At 59.8% G+C, this 19,772-nt stretch carries 19 protein-coding genes; 12 read left to right on the top strand and 7 right to left on the bottom strand.

What is annotated here, in order from left to right; genetic code table 11:
- Nucleotides 1–144: 144 nt before the first annotated feature.
- The 7 genes from HX899_RS06960 to HX899_RS06930 all read right to left on the bottom strand — a co-directional run bounded on the left by HX899_RS06960 (nt 145) and on the right by HX899_RS06930 (nt 7,755).
- Nucleotides 145–717: an NADPH-dependent FMN reductase gene (locus HX899_RS06960; protein WP_003550113.1), complete on the bottom strand. Its 573-nt coding sequence runs from the start codon at nt 715–717 to the stop codon at nt 145–147.
- A gap of 85 nt (nt 718–802) precedes the next feature.
- Nucleotides 803–1,468, bottom strand: a complete 666-nt coding sequence (locus tag HX899_RS06955) for a nitroreductase (protein WP_138388854.1) — start codon at nt 1,466–1,468, stop codon at nt 803–805.
- A 391-nt stretch (nt 1,469–1,859) separates the two neighbouring features.
- On the bottom strand, nt 1,860–2,213 hold the full coding sequence (locus tag HX899_RS06950) for a helix-turn-helix transcriptional regulator (protein ID WP_180195499.1): 354 nt from the start codon (nt 2,211–2,213) through the stop codon (nt 1,860–1,862).
- 193 nt (nt 2,214–2,406) lie between these two features.
- Entirely contained in the window at nt 2,407–3,099 is a 693-nt protein-coding gene (locus HX899_RS06945) for a response regulator transcription factor (RefSeq protein ID WP_180195498.1), read from the bottom strand.
- 1 nt (nt 3,100) lies between these two features.
- Nucleotides 3,101–3,478, bottom strand: coding sequence for a response regulator transcription factor (locus HX899_RS06940; RefSeq protein WP_168267667.1), 378 nt, complete (start codon nt 3,476–3,478; stop codon nt 3,101–3,103).
- A gap of 3 nt (nt 3,479–3,481) precedes the next feature.
- Nucleotides 3,482–4,123 (bottom strand): response regulator transcription factor, encoded by a 642-nt coding sequence (locus HX899_RS06935; RefSeq protein WP_138332830.1) that lies wholly within the window; start codon nt 4,121–4,123, stop codon nt 3,482–3,484.
- Nucleotides 4,120–7,755 (bottom strand): PAS domain-containing protein, encoded by a 3,636-nt coding sequence (locus tag HX899_RS06930; RefSeq protein ID WP_181291983.1) that lies wholly within the window; start codon nt 7,753–7,755, stop codon nt 4,120–4,122. Before HX899_RS06930 ends, HX899_RS06935 begins: the two co-directional genes overlap by 4 nt.
- A gap of 351 nt (nt 7,756–8,106) precedes the next feature.
- Here HX899_RS06930 and HX899_RS06925 point away from each other — a divergent pair, with 351 nt between their 5' ends.
- The 12 genes from HX899_RS06925 (at nt 8,107) to HX899_RS06870 (ending at nt 19,760) form a co-directional block, all read left to right on the top strand.
- On the top strand, nt 8,107–8,859 hold the full coding sequence (locus HX899_RS06925) for an SDR family oxidoreductase (RefSeq protein WP_181291982.1): 753 nt from the start codon (nt 8,107–8,109) through the stop codon (nt 8,857–8,859).
- Nucleotides 8,860–8,948: 89 nt separating this feature from the next.
- Nucleotides 8,949–9,182, top strand: a complete 234-nt coding sequence (locus HX899_RS06920; protein ID WP_181291981.1) for an AbrB/MazE/SpoVT family DNA-binding domain-containing protein — start codon at nt 8,949–8,951, stop codon at nt 9,180–9,182.
- On the top strand, nt 9,179–9,583 hold the full coding sequence (locus tag HX899_RS06915) for a type II toxin-antitoxin system VapC family toxin (protein ID WP_181291980.1): 405 nt from the start codon (nt 9,179–9,181) through the stop codon (nt 9,581–9,583). Before HX899_RS06920 ends, HX899_RS06915 begins: the two co-directional genes overlap by 4 nt.
- Nucleotides 9,584–9,701: 118 nt before the next feature.
- Nucleotides 9,702–11,015, top strand: a complete 1,314-nt coding sequence (locus tag HX899_RS06910) for a hypothetical protein (protein WP_181291979.1) — start codon at nt 9,702–9,704, stop codon at nt 11,013–11,015.
- A 271-nt stretch (nt 11,016–11,286) separates the two neighbouring features.
- On the top strand, nt 11,287–12,480 hold the full coding sequence (repA, locus tag HX899_RS06905) for a plasmid partitioning protein RepA (RefSeq protein ID WP_017991335.1): 1,194 nt from the start codon (nt 11,287–11,289) through the stop codon (nt 12,478–12,480).
- A 4-nt stretch (nt 12,481–12,484) separates the two neighbouring features.
- Nucleotides 12,485–13,486, top strand: coding sequence for a plasmid partitioning protein RepB (gene repB, locus HX899_RS06900; RefSeq protein ID WP_180195494.1), 1,002 nt, complete (start codon nt 12,485–12,487; stop codon nt 13,484–13,486).
- A gap of 154 nt (nt 13,487–13,640) precedes the next feature.
- Complete coding sequence (gene repC, locus HX899_RS06895; protein WP_181291978.1) at nt 13,641–14,945, top strand: plasmid replication protein RepC; 1,305 nt, start codon at nt 13,641–13,643, stop codon at nt 14,943–14,945.
- A gap of 108 nt (nt 14,946–15,053) precedes the next feature.
- The gene (locus HX899_RS06890; RefSeq protein ID WP_181291977.1) at nt 15,054–15,938 is read left to right on the top strand and encodes a dihydrodipicolinate synthase family protein; all 885 of its coding nucleotides are present in this window, start codon (nt 15,054–15,056) and stop codon (nt 15,936–15,938) included.
- Between the two features lie 7 nt (nt 15,939–15,945).
- Nucleotides 15,946–16,623: a GntR family transcriptional regulator gene (locus HX899_RS06885; protein ID WP_181291976.1), complete on the top strand. Its 678-nt coding sequence runs from the start codon at nt 15,946–15,948 to the stop codon at nt 16,621–16,623.
- Nucleotides 16,624–16,678: 55 nt separating this feature from the next.
- Nucleotides 16,679–18,007: an ABC transporter substrate-binding protein gene (locus HX899_RS06880; protein ID WP_138388866.1), complete on the top strand. Its 1,329-nt coding sequence runs from the start codon at nt 16,679–16,681 to the stop codon at nt 18,005–18,007.
- The gene (locus tag HX899_RS06875) at nt 18,007–18,945 is read left to right on the top strand and encodes a carbohydrate ABC transporter permease (RefSeq protein WP_138388867.1); all 939 of its coding nucleotides are present in this window, start codon (nt 18,007–18,009) and stop codon (nt 18,943–18,945) included. Before HX899_RS06880 ends, HX899_RS06875 begins: the two co-directional genes overlap by 1 nt.
- Nucleotides 18,945–19,760 (top strand): carbohydrate ABC transporter permease, encoded by an 816-nt coding sequence (locus HX899_RS06870; protein ID WP_064655543.1) that lies wholly within the window; start codon nt 18,945–18,947, stop codon nt 19,758–19,760. The genes HX899_RS06875 and HX899_RS06870 overlap by 1 nt, the downstream gene beginning before the upstream one ends.
- Nucleotides 19,761–19,772: the final 12 nt, after the last annotated feature.

Below are 19,772 nucleotides of genomic sequence, written 5' to 3'. Positions count from 1 at the left end.
ATGGCGCGGCCAGCTCCTGCAGGGCGACGCTTCTAGAGCATGATGCCGAAAAGTGTGAGCGGTTTTCGGGTGACATCATGCTCTAACTATTTAATTTAGAACAGGATTCAAATTTTAGGCCGGTCGGCCTAAAATCATCCTGTTCTAGGCATCTTTCGGCAGCACTGAGCGAACCCTTGCGATGAAGACATGGAAGTCCTGCATGTAAGTGCGAAGGAAATCGGCGGTTTTGTCGTTGGTGACCTCGCCGTCATCGGTGATCAGCCCCGGTGTGAACTGGATGTAGGCTTCCGGGGCATTCATCTGGGGAGAGTTGCAGAAACTGAGCACACTGCGCAAATTCTGCTGGGCGACTGCCGTGCCAATCGCGCCCGGCGACGTGCCGATCACCGCTGACGGCTTGCGTGTGAACGAGTTGGTGCCATACGGGCGGCTCGCCCAGTCGATGGCGTTTTTCAGCCCGCCGGGTATGGATCGATTGTATTCGGGCGTGACGAACAGCACGGCGTCGACGGCCGCGATTGCCGCCTTGAATGCCTTGCCAGCCGGAGGGTAGTCGGCGTCGTAGTCGTAGCTGTAGAGCGGCAGGTCCTTGAAGGATATCTCCGACATTTCAAGTTCCGGCGGGGCGAGCCGCACCAACGCCTTGGCGAGCTTGCGGTTGATCGAGCCCTTGGCGAGGCTGCCGATGAGATAGCCTACTTTATGCGTGGTCATGGCGTTCTCCAATATCTCGCATGATAAGGGACGTATCATACGCAAGAATCATAGAAGGGGTGTCTTGTCCTTCGTTCGCAGGTCACTAATCGCCGAGGAACGTGACCGTCTCGCCGAGCGGGGCGCGGCCCGTACGGGCGTAACTGACCGTGGGATCTTCGTACCCGATCGACATGCCGCAGAAGAGGATGAGCCCGTCCGGGGGTGATAGGACCTCTGCGACGGTCTCGCGAACCTGCGACCACGCCATCTGCGGGCAACTGTGCAGACCTTCGGCGCGGAGCAGCAGCATGACGGTCTGCAGATACATGCCGACGTCGGCCCATTGCGGTAGGCCCAGGTCACGGTCGATGTAGCAGAACAGGGCGGCGGGCGCGCCGAAACAGTTCCAGTTGGCGATTGCTGCCCGCTGGCGCGCCTCCCAGTCCTCGCGCGCAATGCCGAGCGCGCTGTAGCGCTCCTTGCCGAAGGCGGACCGGCGCTCGCCGTAAGGGGGCTTCAGCCCGGCCGGGTACATCTCGTACTGCCGCTTGTCCCAGGCGTCGCCATGGGCCACGCGCTCGACGGCGGACGTTTTGAGCTCTGCCAGCGGTGCGCCGGTCATCACGTAGGTGTTCCACGGCTGGATGTTCGATCCTGACGGCGACCAAGCTGCGGCGGACAGCACACGCTCAAGCACGTCCCTCTCCACAGGCTCGTCTTTGAATCCGCGCACCGACCGTCGACTTTTGACTGCCTCATATACGTCCATGATCGCCTCCATGGCGCTGGCCGTTCGTTACGTCCATACTCATGGCCGCTTCCTCCTGACTGTTCCGTTCCTGATGTGGTTCATTATCTCCATTCGCAATGGAGGCGTAATCACACCGTGGTCTAGGAGGCGTACATCAAACGTACATCAGGGATCGATGCGTTCGGGGGGGCATGTGGGCGAAGCATCGCGGGGCTCCCGCGCCACGGGCGTCCCGGCCTGGAATGACGCCCCTGAACGGCCTCAGCTTGGCGCTTACGCTCAAGCCGCAGTCATCCTTTTCGCCGGTCTTCGCCATTGCGCTGCTCTTCGTTGCCGCGGCGCCGATCCCGAGTTGCCTACAAGATCATGCTCCAATCATGAGCCGCAAGAGCAACGCTTCGTCGTCTCGTCAGGTGCCTACGGCTTGGACGCGTTCCACTGGGGGGCGAGGGTGCCATCCGAAGATGTCGGCAAGCGTATCGAGCATCGCCGTGGCCGCGGCGGATTGAAGTGAATAGTAGATCGTCTGGGCAGCCCTTCGGGTCTGCACGAGTTCCTGCTCTCGAAGAATTGCCAAATGCTGGGAAGTCGAAGATTGGCTCAATCCCACCTCGTCGGCCAGGACGCTCACGGACATTTCTCCTTCGGCCAGCAGATGCAGAATGTGAAGCCGTTTGGCATTCCCCATGGCCGACAGGAAGTTTGCTTCGTTGTCGAAGACGTTGGTTTCAGGGGAAGGCGCGGCTGACGATTGATTGTTCAAAGCGAGATCTCCTTGGGGAACCAAAGCCGGGCATCTGGTCATATCCCCGAGCTTTAATTTAGAGATAACGCATGGGTGCGGGGCCGAAACCCATTATCGGCGCCGCATCGTCTTTTCCGGCGCAAATCGGATACGGCGCGCATCAAATGGACAGCGGCGGCAGATCATCTTCGAGGCCGGCATCCTTCGCCTACTAGCGCGGGCCGACCTGGCGCATTTGTGCGGGCAGTGTTTCCCAGGCCCGGATCAGTTCGCCGATGGAGGCCGCCTCCATCTTGTGCATGACATTGCTGCGATGCAGCTTGACCGTCACCTCGCTGATGCCGAGATCGAAGGCGATCTGCTTGTTGAGGCGGCCGCGCGCCACTTCATGCAGGACCTCGCGCTCGCGCTGCGTCAGTGTCTCCAGGCGCTTGATATTGCGCTTGGTGACCGCCGCTTCGGCTCGCCGTTCGGCGTCCATCGCAATGCCGGCAGTCACGGCGTCGAGCAGCGTCTGGTCCCGCACCGGTTTGGTGAGAAAATCCACGGCGCCGGCCTTCATCGCCTGGACGGTCATCGGGATGTCGCCATGCCCGGTCAGGAAGATGATCGGCTTGGAAATGCCGTTTTCGGCCAGATGGCTCTGCAGGTGAAGACCGCTTGCGCCTGGCATGCGCACGTCGAGGATCAGGCAGCCGGGGCTATCCAATATATCGGCGTCAAGCAGTTCGCGGGTTGAAGCAAAACTGGTCGACGGGAAGCCCGCCGACAGGATCAGCTCTGACAGCGCCTCGCGGACCGATGCGTCGTCATCGACGATAATGACAAGCGGCTGATTTTCTTCATAACTGCGCTGCAATGATAACGGCGCCGATCTCCGCGGCAACGGCTGGTCAACTCTCATGTCACCCTCCATCTGTCGATTTATGCAAAGCGTTGGCAATGGCCGTCAGCAGGGCCTGGGCATCGAATGGCTTGCGGAAAAATCCGCTTGCGCCTTGAGCGCGTCCCTGATCGGCTATCTCGTGGCGGCCCGTGATCATGAATACCGGCAGCTCCGGACGCGACTTCCTCACCAGGTCACGAAGCTCGAAGCCGTCGATGCCAGGCATTCCGATATCGGTGATGAGCAGGTCGAGGTCCGACAGCCCGTTGACGAGCAGCGAGCCCGCTGATGAGAAGCTGCGGGCCACATAACCCGCAGATTCCAGAAGGTCGCCCATCGATTCAAGCAACCTTGGATCGTCATCGACAATTGCCACGACGTGTCTTGTTTTGTTCATGTTTCAATTCCCTCCCACTCGGCGTGAGTGGGTTATCGGTATTTCCAATCTCTCCGCGATCCGCACCAGATCGGCGAGTGATGCCGCCGCCATTTTGTGCATCACGTTTCTTCTGTGGATCTGCAGCGTGACTTCGCTGATCCCCAGTTCGGCTGCGGCCTGCTTGTTGAGAAGGCCGCTGACGACCAGCGGCAGCACCTCGCGCTCGCGCGGCGTCAGGTCGAGATAATGTTGTCTGAGCATGTCGATCTCGGCGCGCTCGGCTCTCTTTTCCCGATCCTGAGCAATCGCCGCGTGGATTGCCGCCATGAGATCCGCATCGCTGAACGGCTTGGTCAGGAAGTCTACCGCGCCATGCTTGATCGCACGCACGGAGGAGGGAATGTCGCCGTGTCCCGTGATGAAGACGATCGGCGGATGATCCCCGTCTGCGATCTGTCTCTGCAGATCGAGACCGTTGATATCAGGCAGCTCGATATCCAGCACGAGGCAGGCGGGCACGTCCGGCTTGTCCGCTCTCACGTAGTCGCAGGCCGATTCGAAGGCGATGGCGTGCATGCCGTGCGAGTCCAGCAGCTCGCCAAGCGCTTCCCGGATACGTTCATCGTCGTCGACGATGAAGACGATATGGTCGTCGGCCGTCATGGCGCCGCCTTCGTTTCAATAGGCAATGTGAAGATCAACGTTGCTCCGCACGGATTGTTCTTCTCGGCCCACAATCGTCCGCCGTGCAGTTCGACGATCGAGCGGCAGATGGCCAGCCCCATGCCCATGCCGTTTTCCTTCGTCGTAAAAAACGGCTCGAACATCTTTTCGGGAAAGTCGATGCCCTGGCCGCGATCGCTGATCTCGGTCTGGAGGATATTCCCGATCTGGCGCACGCGGATTTCGATGACCCTGTCGCCTGTCGTGGCGTCCATTGCCTCGATGCCGTTGCGGATGAGATTGATCAGAACTTGCTGGATCTGAACGCGGTCGATTGCGATGAGCGGAAGGGTGGCGTCGGCCTCCACCTCCATCCGAACGTGACGACGCCAGGCTTCGTCGGCCATGAGGTTGCGCGCTTCGTTGACGATACCGGAGAGCGTCGATGGGATCCTCCTGTCTACGGATTGCTTGAACAGAGCGCGAATGCGGCTGACGACATCCGCCGCCGAGTTGGCATCCCGGATGATGCGCTCGACAGTCTTCTGTGCCCGTTCCATATTCGGCGGCTCGGCCATGAGCCAGCGCTGACAGGCGTGCGAGTTGGCCACGACGGCCGCAAGCGGCTGGTTCACCTCGTGCGCGATGGAGGCTGAAAGCTCGGCCAGGCTCGCCACCTGGCTCGCCCGTGCAAGACCCTCTCGCGCTCGACGCAGATCTTCCTCCGCGTGAACCTCACCGTCGATATCAAGGCAGATGACATTCCACTGGACGATGACGCCTTCAGCATTGCGCATCGGTGCCGCACGCGTCTCGACCCAGCGATATTCACCATCATGGCGCCGCAGACGGTGCCTGCGCGCATAGGGCTCGCCAGTGGACAATGAATGGGCATAGTTTTCTTTGACCCCTGCCACATCGTCGGGATGAACACCGGCATCGAGTGTGCCGTCCAGCCGGGTTTTGCCCGTTCCATCCAACTCTTCGAGATTATAACCGAGGAAGTCGCGCAGTTGCTGGCTGCGATAGATCGGCTCTCCATCAGGTGCTGCGCAATCGATCATTGCCGGCAGCGTTTCAACGAGCTGCCAGAGCGATCGTTCTCTCTCCCGCAGTGCCTCCTCGACGCGCAGTTGATCGTCGATGTCATGCGACAGACCATACCATTGGACGATCCGGCCGCTCTGATCCCGCAGCGGCTCCGCGCTGCCTTTCACCCAGCGGTAGACGCCATCGGCGCGCCGCAGACGATACTGGCTGGAAAAGCGCTCCCCGGTGGCGAAGGAATGGTTGAGCGCTTGCTCGAGGCTGGCTGCATCGTCGGGATGGACGGCGGCCTCGATGAGCGCCGCTAGCCGGCCGACGCCGGGCCTTTCCATATCGGCGATGTCGAGACCGAGAAAATCGATCAGGCGCTGGTTGAAGAAGGTTGGAGCGCCTTCCGGATTGAGCCGCCAGAGCAGGCTCGGAACCATGTCCACGAGTTGGGAAAGCTCCCGCTCGCGGTCGCGTAGCGCTTCCTGCGCGCGCATCTCATCGTCGATGTCGACTGATATGACATACCATTGCATGATCGCGCCGCTTTGATCGCGTAGCGGCTCGGCTCGGCCATCGACCCAGCGATAGGCTCCGTCGAAGCGGCGCATGCGATATTTTATCGAGAAGGGATCGCCGCTGGCGAGGGAATGATGAACCGTCTCCAGTAACCTCGATGCGTCATCGGGATGGACGAGGGTGTGAATGACCGAGGAGAGGCGGCTCATCCCGGGCTTGTCCATATCGCCAACATCGAGACCGAAAAAGTCGATCAGGCGCTTGTTGAAGAAGACCGGTTCGCCTTCCGGCGTCAGGCGCCTGATCTGGACCGGGACCATGTCCACGAGCTGCGACAGCTCGCGTTCGCGGTCGCGCAACGCCTCCAGCGCGCGCACCTCCTCGTCGATATCGAGGGAGACGCCGTACCATTGCACGACCGTTCCGTCGTCATCGCGGCGCGGCTCCACCCTGCATTCGGCCCAGCGATAGACACCATCCTTTTCAAGCCAGCGAAACCGCATGACGGAGCCGCCGCCGGTTTCGAAACAATTGCGTAGCGTGCGCTGCACATCGGGCGCATCCTCGGGATGAACCAGCTGCTGCAACAGCTCGTCGATACGCGGTTCGGCCCGCTCGTCGAAATTGGCGATGACGGCACGGAAATGATCCTGGTAACGTTTGTTGAAGTAGGTCGATCCGCCTGTCGGTTCCACGCTCCATATGCGGACCGGCACGGCGTCGATCATCTGCTGAAGCTGTCTTTCGCTCCGCCGAATGGCCTCTTCGGCACGCATCTGATCGTCGATATCGTGACAAAGCCCGTACCACTGGACGATGTTTCCGGCCTGATCGCGCATCGGCTCGGCGCGGCTCGACATCCAGCGATAGAGACCGTCAGCGCGCCGCAGCCGATACCGCATAACGAAGCTCTCGCCGGTGGAAAGGCAATGGCGAAGGGCGTCCCTGAACCCAGTTGTATCATCGGGATGAACGGTGGCCTGCAGGACCGCCTCCAGCCGGCTCATGCCTGGCCTGTCCGAGTCCGCCACGTCAAGACCCAGGAAATCGACCATCCGCCTATTGAAGAAGGTTGGCTCGCCCTCGGGCGTCAGACGCCAGACATGGCTCGGAACCATGTCCACGAGTTGCGAGAGCTCCCGTTCCCGGTCGCGCAACGTCTCCACGTTTTGGCGCAATGTGAGTACTGCCAGCTGGTGCTGTCGGGATATGGCGGCGACAATCAGCGCCGAAAATGCCGAGATGGCCAGAAACAGCTGCAGCATGATCTGATTGTGTTTCTGGGATTCGGGATCACCGGCAAACTGGCTGGCGCCTGTTATCGTGAATACCGCCGTGATCAGAGCAAGCAGAGCGAGCGATACCGCAGCGCCCTTGAACTCGAAGCGGACTGCGGCCCAAAGGAGAGGCGGCATGATAATATAGGCGAAAGGAAGGTAGCCGCTCAACGAAAGAGCCGCGACACCGAGAAAGATCAGCGCCAGGACGCAGGCTTCCACCCATTGCGCGGCCGAGAACTGCGTCTTGCTGCGCCAGCTGTGAAAGAGGACCAAGGCCAGCGGCGAAACGATGAGGACACCGGTTGCGTCTCCGATCCACCATAGCGGCCAGGCCGTCGCGAAGGATTGCGATTGAATCGCGAACCAGGCAAGCGTGGCACTTCCCACGGTCGCGCTGACAATCGGTGCAATTCCGGCAGCCAGGATGACAAATGTGAGAACTTCCTGCAGAGTTTCCAACTGAACTGGGTGCTTCAAGGTCCGGTTCACCAGCCATGCCGCGACCATTGCTCCAAGAGCGTTGCCGACATAAATCAGGAAGGCCGCAGGCACGGGGCTGTAGAACCACAGGAAATTGCTGAACATCTCTGCCAGGCAGCCCGCCAGGATCCACCATGGCCAGCTGCGCCTGGAGGCGAGGATGAGGGTCGCGACGAAAAGCCCGCCCGGAGGCCAGATGGAAATACCCGTTCCCGGCACGATTGCCAGCGACTGTGCGAAGCCGCAGGCGAGTACATAGGCGAGGAAGAAAAGCCCCAGATGTAGGAAACGGGGACGGTGCGACCAGACGCTCAGCATCAACTGCTCCTGCCGGACAGAGAAAACCGGGGGATCATCAGCATTTCCTGCAGCAGTCGTTCTCGATTTCGGGGCTGGCGAGCTCATGTTACAAAGCGTAATCCCGCCGCACCACAACCGCAACTCATGGAAACCCATGCATCGCGCGGGAACGTAGCCGGAATTTTCGGGCGGACGACGGATCGGAAGACTGTCCTGTTTTCCCGATGGCGCATCCTAGACGTCAGGCTGGTACCGCTATGCCCTTCGGCTAGGGCGCCAGACCTCAAGAACGATGGAAGGCGTCCGGCTTTCCGGTCATTGTCGATCGGCGTGAGGCATTGTAGACGACATGCAACAGAGGATGCCGATATGAAAGTCACGGTGGTGGGAGCAAGCGGTCTCATCGGAACGCGGCTCAGCGAGAAGTTGCGCCGATCGGGCCACGACGTCGCGGCCGCATCATTGTCGCTTGGCGTCGACACGGTTACCGGCAAGGGTCTGGACGTGGCGATGGCGGGAACCGAAGTCGTTGTAGACGTGACCAATGCCGCATCGTTCGGCGACAGTTCGGCGTTCGATTTCTTCAAGGCGTCGACGAAGAACTTGCTCGCAGCTGCGGCGGAAGCCGGCATCAGACACTATCTCGCACTCTCGGTCGTTGGCACGCCGCGCCTCGTGGAAAGCGACTATTTTCGCGCGAAAATGGTGCAGGAAAATCTCATCCGGGCTTCAGGTCGACCCTATACGATCCTCCGCTCCACGCAATTTTACGAGTTCATAAACGGATTGATCGACATCGGGGCCGAAGGCAATGTCTTTCGATTGCCATCGGCCTTGATGAGACCGGTCGCAGCCGGGGATGTCGCAGCATTCCTGGCGGAACTGACAGCCGGTGCTCCCTCGGGCGATGTCGTCGAAATCGGCGGCCCGGAGCAGTTCGGCATCGATGAAATCGCCCGGATCTATCTCGCCGCGAACGAAGACGAACGGCAGGTGATAACCGATCGATCCACGTCGTATTTCGGCGTCGAACTGACCGACGACGCTCTGGTTCCCGGCGCCGGTGCGCGCGTGGCGCGCCAGACGCTTTCCGACTGGCTCTACCAATCGATGGCCGCTTAGCAACCGACTTCTGCAGCAAGGCATTGGGCTTGAAATTTTACAATGCAGGTAATACTCTTCAATAGGAAAGTATTACAAAGGCGCCCAATATGGCCACGACCGTTACCGCGAAAGGGCAGGTGACCATTCCAAAGCGGGTCCGGGATCTGCTTGGCATCGTTCCCGGCAGCCAGGTCGATTTTCATCGCGCTGCCGACGGCAGTGTGGTTCTGACGCGCGCTGACAGGAAGCGGCCGGCCAGTCGCTTCGAGAAGCTGCGCGGCCATGCCGGCAAGGGCCTTGATACCGACGCCATCATGGCTTTGACGCGTGGCGAAACGTGACGCTCGTCGACACCAATGTTCTTCTGGACCTCGTGACCGATGACCCGAAATGGTCGAGTTGGTCCATAGCCCAGCTCGAGACGGCGAGCATCGAAGGTTCCCTGCTGATCAATGATGTCATCTATGCCGAACTTGCGGTTCGGTACGACAGGATCGAAGCGCCCGAGACTTTTCTGGAAGAGGCCGGCCTCGAGATGAGGCCGATGCCGAAGGCCGCCCTGTTTCTTGCGGGCAAGGTCTTCACGCAATATCGCAAGGCAGGTGGGTCACGCACCGGCGTGCTTCCCGATTTCTTCATCGGCGCTCACGCAGCCGTAGAACAACTGCCGCTGTTGACCCGCGATGTCGGCCGCTATCGGTCCTATTTCCCGTCATTGAAACTGATAGCGCCTGTTTCCTAAGCTCATTGATACGGCGTGTGTCGAAGCATTCAATAAACCTTCATGAAGCTCAGGGTTGAAATGGCCGCGCCCAGCTCCAAATCCCGTCGGCGGTAGTCGAAACGCGAGGAGAGGGCGCATGGGCAACGCGCATATCGATCGGATCGGCCGGGGCAAATCGGCCTTCGGCTTCGTTCTCGTCATTTTCTGCCTCCTGTCCTACTCCCAGGCATTGGCGGCGCCCGCTGACATTGGCGGCCTGACGGTGACCCTGCCCGATTCCGCTTCCGGCTCGAGGAAAGCCGGCAAGGGCAATCTCTTCATGCTGCAGAAAGATTTTCCGGAAACGGAGGACGACAAACGTGGCAGTGCTCTGATCCAGATCACCAAGCCGCTCCCGGCAGCGCGCAATTCCCTGCAGGCCGGCATGGAGACCTTCGTCGCGACGCTTCCCGACATGGCGAAGGAAGATATCCTGATCAAGCATTATGGGGTCACGGTGAACGGTCACGACATCCGTTTGGAAGAACGCTGCTGCGTCCATCAGAAGAACGTGACCATCAACCAGATCGTCGTCGGCATCGCCGGCGACAAGCAGCAGGCCTATCTACAGCTCGTGCTGCTGAATGTGAATGGTGACAGAAGCAGTAGCGCCGAGGCCGATTTCACAACGCTCGTGCGCTCAGTGAAGCTTGATCCTTCCGACAAGGATTTCGATCTCGTGCCGGCGAGCGACGACGGCGGGCTGGACGGCGTCTTCACCCATCTCGATACCGGACTCCGGCCGAACGTCTTCGGCGGCATGGATTTTTATTCTGACAGCACGATCACCATGTTCGATCCGAAGGGCCTGTTCAGCACGGAGCTGCCGAAGGGCGGCCGGAGCATTGCCGAACATTGCAGGGACACCCCGACCGATTGCGGCCTCTACAAGCTTGCCGGCGGCGGGTTCTTCTCCTCTGCCGGATCGATCGAAATGCGCAGCGTCACCTCTGCCTACGGCACGATCGAGATCGAGACGAAACCATTCTCGAAAAAAGGCGAAGACCTGGAGATTGCCGACGCAGACTACCGTGCCGTGCCGCCATTTGATGAGAGTGCGACGCTCGACGGCGAATGGGTATCCACCTTCGCCTCGAGCGGCATGACCGCGACCTCATCGGGATCGATGGCGTCCAGCCATACGCTGACGCTTCATCGAAACGGTACTTTCGAACGCACAGGCTGGTCGGGCGCTTCGATGACGAACGAAATCGGCGGATCGCAATCGGGCGTCACCACGTCAAGCGACCGACCGGGCGCAAGCGGACGCTACAAGCTTTCCGGCTATCGCCTCGAGCTGACCGACGCCAGTGGCAAGATCGAGACCATGAGCATATTCGAACCGGACAAAGGTTCCGACGGGCTTCTGGTGATCAACGGCAACAACTACCTGAAGGACGATGGGAAATAGAGAGAAAGCGCCCAAGCTATTGATACATTAGGCTTATATGGCGACGCGGTTGACCTCCCGGTCGGCTGGAAAGCCACCGTGGTTAGTCACTTCGAGTGATCGGCAATGCGCGAATCACTTGAAATCTGGCTCATGTCGCCAGCCGCCGCGATGGCGCTGAAACGGACGGTTTGGTTAAGCATTTGTAAATTGGTAACGAATCGAGGCATATAGTAACTGCGCAACTGAAGCGCTTTCGTTCAAAATTGCGCAGTTACTTGGGAAAAAGATCATGCAGCCGAGCCTTGCTCTTCAGGACGATCAAGAGCATCTCCCGTCGCTTCTGGCAACAGATGCGAAGGAGTTATCCTATCAACTTCAGCAGCATCAGGCAAAAATCTTTCCCCCGCTCTCGCAAAAGACCATCAGAACATTTTCGCCGGCGGAAGCTGCGGCCTTCATCGGTATCGGCGAAGGTTATCTCCGCCAGGTGGCCGCCGACGGCCATGGGCCTGATCCGCTCGCAAACGGACGGCGGCTTTACAGTGCAACCGATATGGACCGGATTCGCCGGGTCCTCGACGAGCGAAACGGAACGCCGAAATATGTGCCGGCCCGCAGGCCGGGGGAAAAGCTCCAGATCGTCTCCGTCATGAATTTCAAGGGCGGCTCGGGCAAGACCACCACCGCGGCCCATCTGGCGCAGTTCATGGCGCTCAGGGGCTACCGCGTGCTCGCCGTCGACCTCGATCCGCAAGCCTCCTTGTCCGCCTTGTTCGGCCATCAGCCGGAATTCGATGTCGGAGAGGGCGAAACGATCTACGGTGCGATCCGATATGAGGAGCCGCGCCCCATCGCCGACATCGTGCGTGCCACCTACACGCCCAATCTGCATCTCATTCCGGGCAATCTCGAGCTGATGGAATTCGAGCACGAGACGCCGAAGGCGATGGCGTCGGGTACGGCGGAGACGATGTTCTTTGCCCGCATCGGCGAGGTCCTGACGGAGATCGAAAGCCTTTACGACGTCGTGGTCATCGACTGCCCGCCGCAACTGGGGTTCCTGACGATGTCGGCGCTCTGCGCGGCAACCTCGGTCTTGATCACGGTCCACCCGCAGATGCTGGATGTCATGTCGATGTCGCAGTTTCTGACGATGACGAGTGAGCTGATGTCGGTCGTGGAAAAGGCCGGCGGGCGTACTAGCTATGACTGGATGCGCTATCTCGTGACGCGGTTCGAGCCGAACGACGGACCGCAAAGCCAGATGACCGGCTTCATGCGGGCGATCTTCGGCAATCGAATGCTCCACAACGCCATGGTGAAGTCGACGGCAGTCGCCGATGCCGGCGTCACCAAGCAGACACTCTACGAGGTCGAGCGGTCGCAATTCACACGCGGAACCTACGATCGGGCACTGGAATCCCTCAACCTCGTGAATGGCGAGATCGAGGCGCATATTCGCTCCACCTGGGGGAGGAAATAGATAGATGGCGCGCAAGAACCTTATCGAAATTTCCGCTCCGAATCCGGCAAGGGTGGACGCAATCGCACCGCGCGACAATCGTCCGATCGCCGGATTCGTGCCGCAGGAGCGCAGTGCCGCGCCGGTCGGCGGCATTACCAAGACTCTCGGCAACATTACCGAGAAAATGGAGCGGGCGAGTGAGCTGGAACGGCAGCTTGCCAGTGGCCAGACCATCGTCGAACTCGATCCCGGACTGATCGACGCTTCCTTCGTCAGCGATCGATTGGCGATCGACGCGGCCGAACTTGCGCAGCTTGTCGAGCAGATCCGCGAGCACGGGCAGCAGGTTCCGATCCTTGTCCGCCCGCATCCTGAAAGCAGGGGACGCTACCAGGTCGCCTACGGCCATCGTCGCCTGGCTGCCACCCGAGAAATTGGCATCAGGGTGCGTGCGGTCGTCCGCGATCTCACCGACGGTCAGCTGGTCGTCAGCCAGGGACAGGAAAACAGCGCTCGAACCAATCTCTCCTACATCGAGCGCGCACTCTTCGCATCGCGGCTCGAGGAACGCAGCTTTGGCCGCGATGTCATCATGGCGGCTCTCGGCGTGGACAAGGCGGCGCTGTCGAGAATGCTGATCGTCATACGACAGGTCCCCCTTGATCTCGTCAACGCCATAGGTGCAGCACCTGATATCGGCCGCCGGCGATGGTTGGAACTGGGCGAGCGGCTTGAGAAAGCCGACGTCAAGAAGATCATCGCGGAGTTGTCCGCGGACGACGCGCGCAAAATTTCGAGCGACGAGCGGTTTCAGCGGGCACTCGTTCTGGCAACGAAGAAGACGGCTGCGCCGAAGCCGGCGGTGGCCAAAGCCCAGGTTAGTGGCGTGCCTGTCATGATCAAGAAGACAGCATCCGGTGCGACCTTTATCTTCGACGGCAAGACCGCGCCCGGTTTTGATCAATTCGTCCAGGAAAGGCTGAAGGGCCTGTTCCAGGAGTTCAACAAGGACAGAGGAGCGTAGCGCGCAAAAGAAAAAGGCCCCCAACGACGACGCCGTGGAAGCCCTTCTCAGATCTTAAGCACATCGAGAATCGCATTTCCCCGAATCACAGTCAAGCGTCTTAGGCACCAAATTGGTGGATGGATTTCTTTTGCCTGAACGAAGGTGAAGGCGAATGGAGAGTGGATATGTGACGACGCCCTTTGGGCGGCGGCCGATGTCGCTTGGCATGCTGGCAAGCCAGCAACTGGCCGAGACCATCGAGCCGGGGATGAAACGCAGCAAATGGAAGCTGTTCAGGGCGATCTGCGAAGCGCGGCCGGCGCTTGGCGTCACCGATCGGGCGCTGACGGTGCTCGACGCGCTTTTGACCTTCTACCCTGACGACGAAATCTCCGAGGAAAAGGGACTGATCGTCTTCCCGTCGAATGCGCAGCTTTCGTTGCGCGCTCGTGGCATGACGCCGGCAACCCTCAGGCGGCATCTTGCCGTCCTGGTCGAGGCCGGCCTGATCCTGCGCAAGGACAGCCCGAATGGAAAGCGTTATGCGCGCCGCGACAGGGCAGGGGCTATCGGCGATGCCTTCGGCTTCAGCGTCGCACCGCTTCTGGCGCGTGCTGTCGAAATCGAAAGCCTGGCTGCTCAGGCGGTTGCCGACCGGGAGCTGTTGCGGGTGACCAGGGAACGCCTGACGCTGTGCCGGCGGGACATTTCCAAATTGATCACGACAGCGCTCGAAGAAAGGGTTTCCGGTGATTGGGAAGGGATTTCGACAATGTTTCGAACGCTTCTCGCCCGAATTCCACGGGTGGCGACCGCCGAAGACCTGGCACCGCTGCTCGACGAGATGGGGATGCTGCGCGCAGAGGTCGTCAACATGCTGGAAAGACGGATAAAAACAAAAAAAATAGACGCCAATGAGTCTCAAATTGAGCATCACAAACAGAATTCAAATCCCGACTCCATTTATGAACTTGAACCAAGCTTCGAAACGAAGCAGGGCGAAAAGGCAGCGGTCGATAACAACCCGAACGCCGGGCCGCTGGAGGAGCGAAGATTGAAACAGCAAAAGCCTTCCGTCGGGATGAACAACAGGGCGGGAGGCGCGGCCGATCCGGGCGCCGGACCAGGCCTGAAATCCTTCCCGCTCGGCCTCGTCCTCCAGGCCTGCCCCAGTATTCTCGACTATGGGCTCGGCGGAACCATCGGTAATTGGCGAGACCTGATGTCGGCCGCCGTCGTCGTGCGCTCGATGCTCGGCGTCAGTCCCTCGGCCTATGAGGAAGCCTGCTCGGGCATGGGGCCGGAAAACGCCGCCACCGTGATCGCCTGCATCCTGGAAAGGGGAGGGCACATCAACTCGCCCGGCGGTTATCTCAGAGATCTGACCCGAAGGACCGAAAAGGGCGAGTTTGCAATCGGCCCGATGCTGATGGCGCTCGTGCGGGCGAATGGGCCGACGGCGAGGCATGCCAGTTGATCGTGAGAAAGCGACTGCCTCGACATTCTTGTAGCAGTGCGCAATCACCTCTTTACAGCTAACATGTTAGTTTGCTACATCTGATCCGTTCATTGGGAGGAAGCATATTTGACACAAAAATTCGGGCTCTCGGTTGCTCTTGCCACGCCGTTCGACAGCAATGGCGATATCGCGATCGAGGCGATGATCGAGCAGGCACGGCGCAGCCTCGCGGCCGGCTGCTCGAGTGTGACCCTGTTCGGGACGACGGGTGAAGGCTCTTCCCTCGGCACCCAGGAACGTGAGCGTATCCTCGCTTCCATGCTCGACAGTGGGATAGCCGCAAAGCAGATCATCGTCGGTGTGCTGGTCGACGCTGCCGAGGATGCGGCGATGCAGGCCGGTCATGCGCTCTCCAAGGGAGCCCGCAATATCCTTCTTGCGCCACCGTCCTATTTCAAGAACGTGAGTGACGACGGCGTCTTCCAGTGGTTTTCGGCTGTTTTCGCTATTCTGGGCGACAAGGCGCGAGACATAATCGTCTACAACATTCCTTCGGTCACCATGGTTCCGCTGAGTGTATTGCTAATCGGCCGGCTACGAACCGCCTTTCCCAATGTCGTTACGGGCGTCAAAGATTCCTCCGGCGACTGGCCTTTTACGGAAAAGCTGCTGAAGGCGCATGGCGATCTCGTCATCCTGGTGGGCGACGAACGTCACCTGGCGAAGGGCGTGCGGCTTGGCGGCCAGGGTGCGATCTCCGGCATGGCGAATTTCGTACCTCGCGAAGTCAAGCTGATGGCGGAAGAGGGCAAAGACGATTCTCGCATAGAGGATTTCGTGGCCGAATTGTTGAAATTTCCGGTGACCGCTGCCGTGAAAGCGATGGTCGCTCACTTGACGTCGGATGAAATCTGGCTTGCGGTTCGCCCACCACTCGTTTCAATATCCGACGAAGGGCAGGCGCAACTCGCTCTTGCGTTCGACACTCTTTTCCGCTCGAAGGCGGCATAGGTCGGAGATGTTTCTGGGAGAGGCGATGGACGGAACGGACGAGCAGCCGACACTGCGGGAAAAGGCGTATGAGAGCTTCACACGCCATCTTCTTGCGCGTGACGTGCGCCCCGGCCAGTTCGTTTCGCAGCGGCGCCTCGTCGAGCTGACAGGGCTGACGCTTGGCGCCATCCGCGAACTCATCCCGAGGCTCGAAGCCGAAGGTCTGATCAAGACGGTGCCCCAGCGGGGGTTGCAGATCGCGCATATCGACCTGAACCTCATTCGCGAGGCGTTCCAGCTGCGCGTCTTCCTGGAGAAGGAAGCGGTCGCGCTTTTCACCCACTCCGCGTCTGACGAGACGGTCGCCGGGCTTGTGAAGCAGCATCGGGATATCGCCGACGCCATTCGAAATGGCGATGGATCGCACGAATTGGAAGTACACGCGCAAGCTGTCGATTGGGGCATGCATGACGCCTTTATCGATGCTTTGGGAAATACCATCATCTCGAACGCTTACCGGGTGAACTCGATCAAGATGCGCCTGATCAGTCAGGACCGTTTTCGCATCGATGGTCACGTCGGACCTGTCATGGTTGAGCACCTGAAGGTGCTCGAGGCAATCGAACGACGATCGGCGGAGGACTCCGTCAACAGCCTTGTCGCACATATCAATCATGCAAGAGATCGTGCGCTCAGGATATAATCGGAAATAAACAGCCGGGGATGAGGAGATCGCCGGCAAAAGGAGGAGGAATCACATGTCATCGTTTTTGAACCCGACGAGACGCGGCTTTCTGGCAGGTACGGCCGCTTTTGGCGCCAGCAGCATGCTCGGCGTCCGGTTTGCATCGGCTGCCGTCGATTGGAAGCGCTTTGCCGGCACGACGCTTGAAGTCAACCTGGTCAAGAGCCCGCGCAGCGAAATACTTCTGAAGTACCTGTCCGAATTCGAGGAGCTCACCGGCATCAAGGTCAATGCCGAAGCGACACCCGAACAACAGCAGCGCCAGAAAACGACCATCGAGCTGAGCTCCGGCAAGCCGAGCTTCGATGTCGTGCACATGAGCTATCATGTCCAGAAGCGGCAGTTCGAAAAGGGCGGCTGGCTTGCCGATATCGGCGGGTTTCTCAAGGACCCCTCGCTGACCGACCCGTCTCTGGTTGAAACCGACTTTGCCGAAGCCGGCCTGACTTTCGCCAAAGATCCGGACGGCGTTCTGCGTTCGCTTCCATTCTCGGTCGATTACTGGATCATCTACTGGAACAAGACGCTGTTCGAGAAGAAGGGGCTGGCCTACCCGACGACGTTTGAAGAACTCGCCAGTGCTGCGGAAGCGCTCACCGATCCTTCGAGCAACACCTACGGCTTCGTCGCCCGCGGCCTGAAGAACGCCAATACGCCGGTCTGGACGTCGCTGCTGCTCGGCTATGGTTCGAGCCCGCTCGGCCCTGATGGCAAGCTGCGCACGACATCGCAAGAAGCGATCGATGCAGCCAAGCTGTATCAAAAGCTGATGACCAAGACCGCCCCTCCCGGCGTCTCCGGCTTCAACTGGGCCGAGGCGCAGTCGGCCTTCCTGCAGGGCAAGATCGGCATGTGGCTGGACGGCGTCGGTTTTGCGCCGCCGATCGAGAATCCGGAAAAGTCGCGCGTCGTCGGCCAGGTCGGTTACGGCATCATGCCGAAAGGTCCGAAGGCACAGGCCGCGGGCACCTTCGGCGACGGGCTCGGCGTCGTCGCGGCAAGTCAGAAGAAAGAAGCCGGCTACCTCTTCTGCCAATGGGCGATTTCGCATGAAATGGGCGCACGTCTGCTGCAGGCCGGCGCCGGCGTTCCTTTCCGCCAGTCCGTCCTCGAGGATGCGAAGGTCCGCGAAGGCGTCAAGATGCCGGGCGCCTGGCTTGATGCCGTTGTCGGTTCCGGCAAGATCTCGCAGCTCGCGCTGCCGGTCATCATTCCGGTCACCGAGTTCCGCGACGTCTATGGTGTCGGTCTCACCAACATGATCGGCGGCGCCGATCCCGAAACCGAGCTGAAGGCAGCGACGGCGCAGTTCGAACCCGTCCTGGCGAAAAGCGAGGGATAATGGCCTCGACAAGCATCGAAACGGCCGCAGTGGCCAAGACGTCGAAAGGAAGGAGCAAACCGGATCGGTTTGCTCCCAACTACTGGCCTTTCGTCATCCCGGCGCTCATCGTCATTGCGGCCGTCATCGTTTTTCCATGGGTGTTTACCCTTTGGATGAGCGTCAACAGCTGGACGCTTGGCCAGTCCCAGGTCTTTGCGGGACTGGACAACTATGCCCGCCTGGTCGTGGACATGCGCTTCTGGGACTCGCTGTGGCATACGGTGCTCTATACGACGCTCTCCGTGGTGGCGCCCCTTTTCCTAGGGACGCTCGCCGCGCTGATCTTCGATACGCAATTTCCGCTGCGCGGCCTTCTGCGTGGCATATTCGTGATGCCGATGATGGCGACGCCCGTCGCCATCGCCCTCGTCTGGACGATGATGTTCCACCCGCAGCTCGGCGTCCTCAACTATCTTCTCTCCCTCATCGGCATCGGCCCGCAGGAGTGGATCTATAATCAGAACAGCGTCATCCCATCGCTGGTGCTGGTCGAGACTTGGCAATGGACGCCGCTTATCATGCTGATTGTGCTCGGCGGTCTGGCGGCGGTTCCACGCGAGCCCTATGAAAGTGCCGAAATCGACGGAGCCAATGTCTGGCAGAAATTTCGCTATCTGACGCTGCCGATGATCGCGCCATTCCTGATGATTGCCGTGATGATCCGCAGCATCGATGCGGTGAAAAGTTTCGACATCATTTACGCCATGACCCAGGGCGGCCCGGGCACGGCGTCGGAAACGATCAACATCTATCTCTACAACACTGCTTTCGCTTACTACGATATTGGCTATGGATCTGCGATGGCGGTTGTCTTTTTCATCCTCATCGTCCTGCTCGCCTTCGTCCTGATGATGCTGCGGCAGCGCGCGAACTGGTCCGACGGGGAGGCACGCTGATGAAGCGCAAGACGCTCGATCGCATCGGCTTGCTGTTTGTTGCCCTGGTGATGATATCGCCGGTCGTCCTGTTCTTCCTCTGGATGATCTCGCTGTCGCTGAAATATGAAATCGACAACGGCGCTTATCCGCCGATCTTCATCCCGGAGCGCTTTGCCTGGTCGAACTATCTGAAGGTTTTCGAGGAGAACAACTTCTTCCTCTATCTCTGGAATTCGGTGCTGGTGACCGGTGCCGCCACGCTTCTGGCGCTGCTGATCGGCGTACCGGCCGGATATGGCATCGCGCGCCTGAAGGCTGAGAAGTCTGCGTTGGTCATCATGATCGCGCGCATGACGCCCGGCCTTTCCTTCCTGATCCCGCTCTTCCTGCTGTTCCAGTGGCTGAATCTGCTCGGCACGCTGCTGCCGCAGATCATTATCCATCTCGTCGTCACTGTGCCGATCGTCGTGTGGATCATGATCGGTTATTTCGAGACGACGCCGATGGAGCTGGAAGAGGCTGCAAGCATCGACGGCGCAACACCCTGGCAGGTTTTCCGGCTGGTCGCCTTGCCGATCGCCAGGCCAGGCATTGTCGTCGCCTTCATCCTCTCGGTCATCTTCTCGTGGAACAACTTCGTCTTCGGCATCGTGCTCGCCAGTCGCGAGACGCGCACGCTCCCCGTCGCCGTCTACAACATGCTCTCATTCGAACAGGTCAGTTGGGGTCCGCTGGCGGCGGCGGCATTGATTGTCACCTTGCCGGTGCTGATATTGACGGTGTTCGCGCAACGGCAGATCGTAGCGGGCCTGACGGCCGGCGCCGTCAAGTGAGCGGGTGAGACT

The organism is Rhizobium sp. WYCCWR 11146 (genome assembly GCF_013591995.1).
Lineage (GTDB): Bacteria > Pseudomonadota > Alphaproteobacteria > Rhizobiales > Rhizobiaceae > Rhizobium > Rhizobium indicum.
Note: the sequence above shows the minus strand (reverse complement) of the source record. Positions and strands in the feature narration are given on the sequence as shown.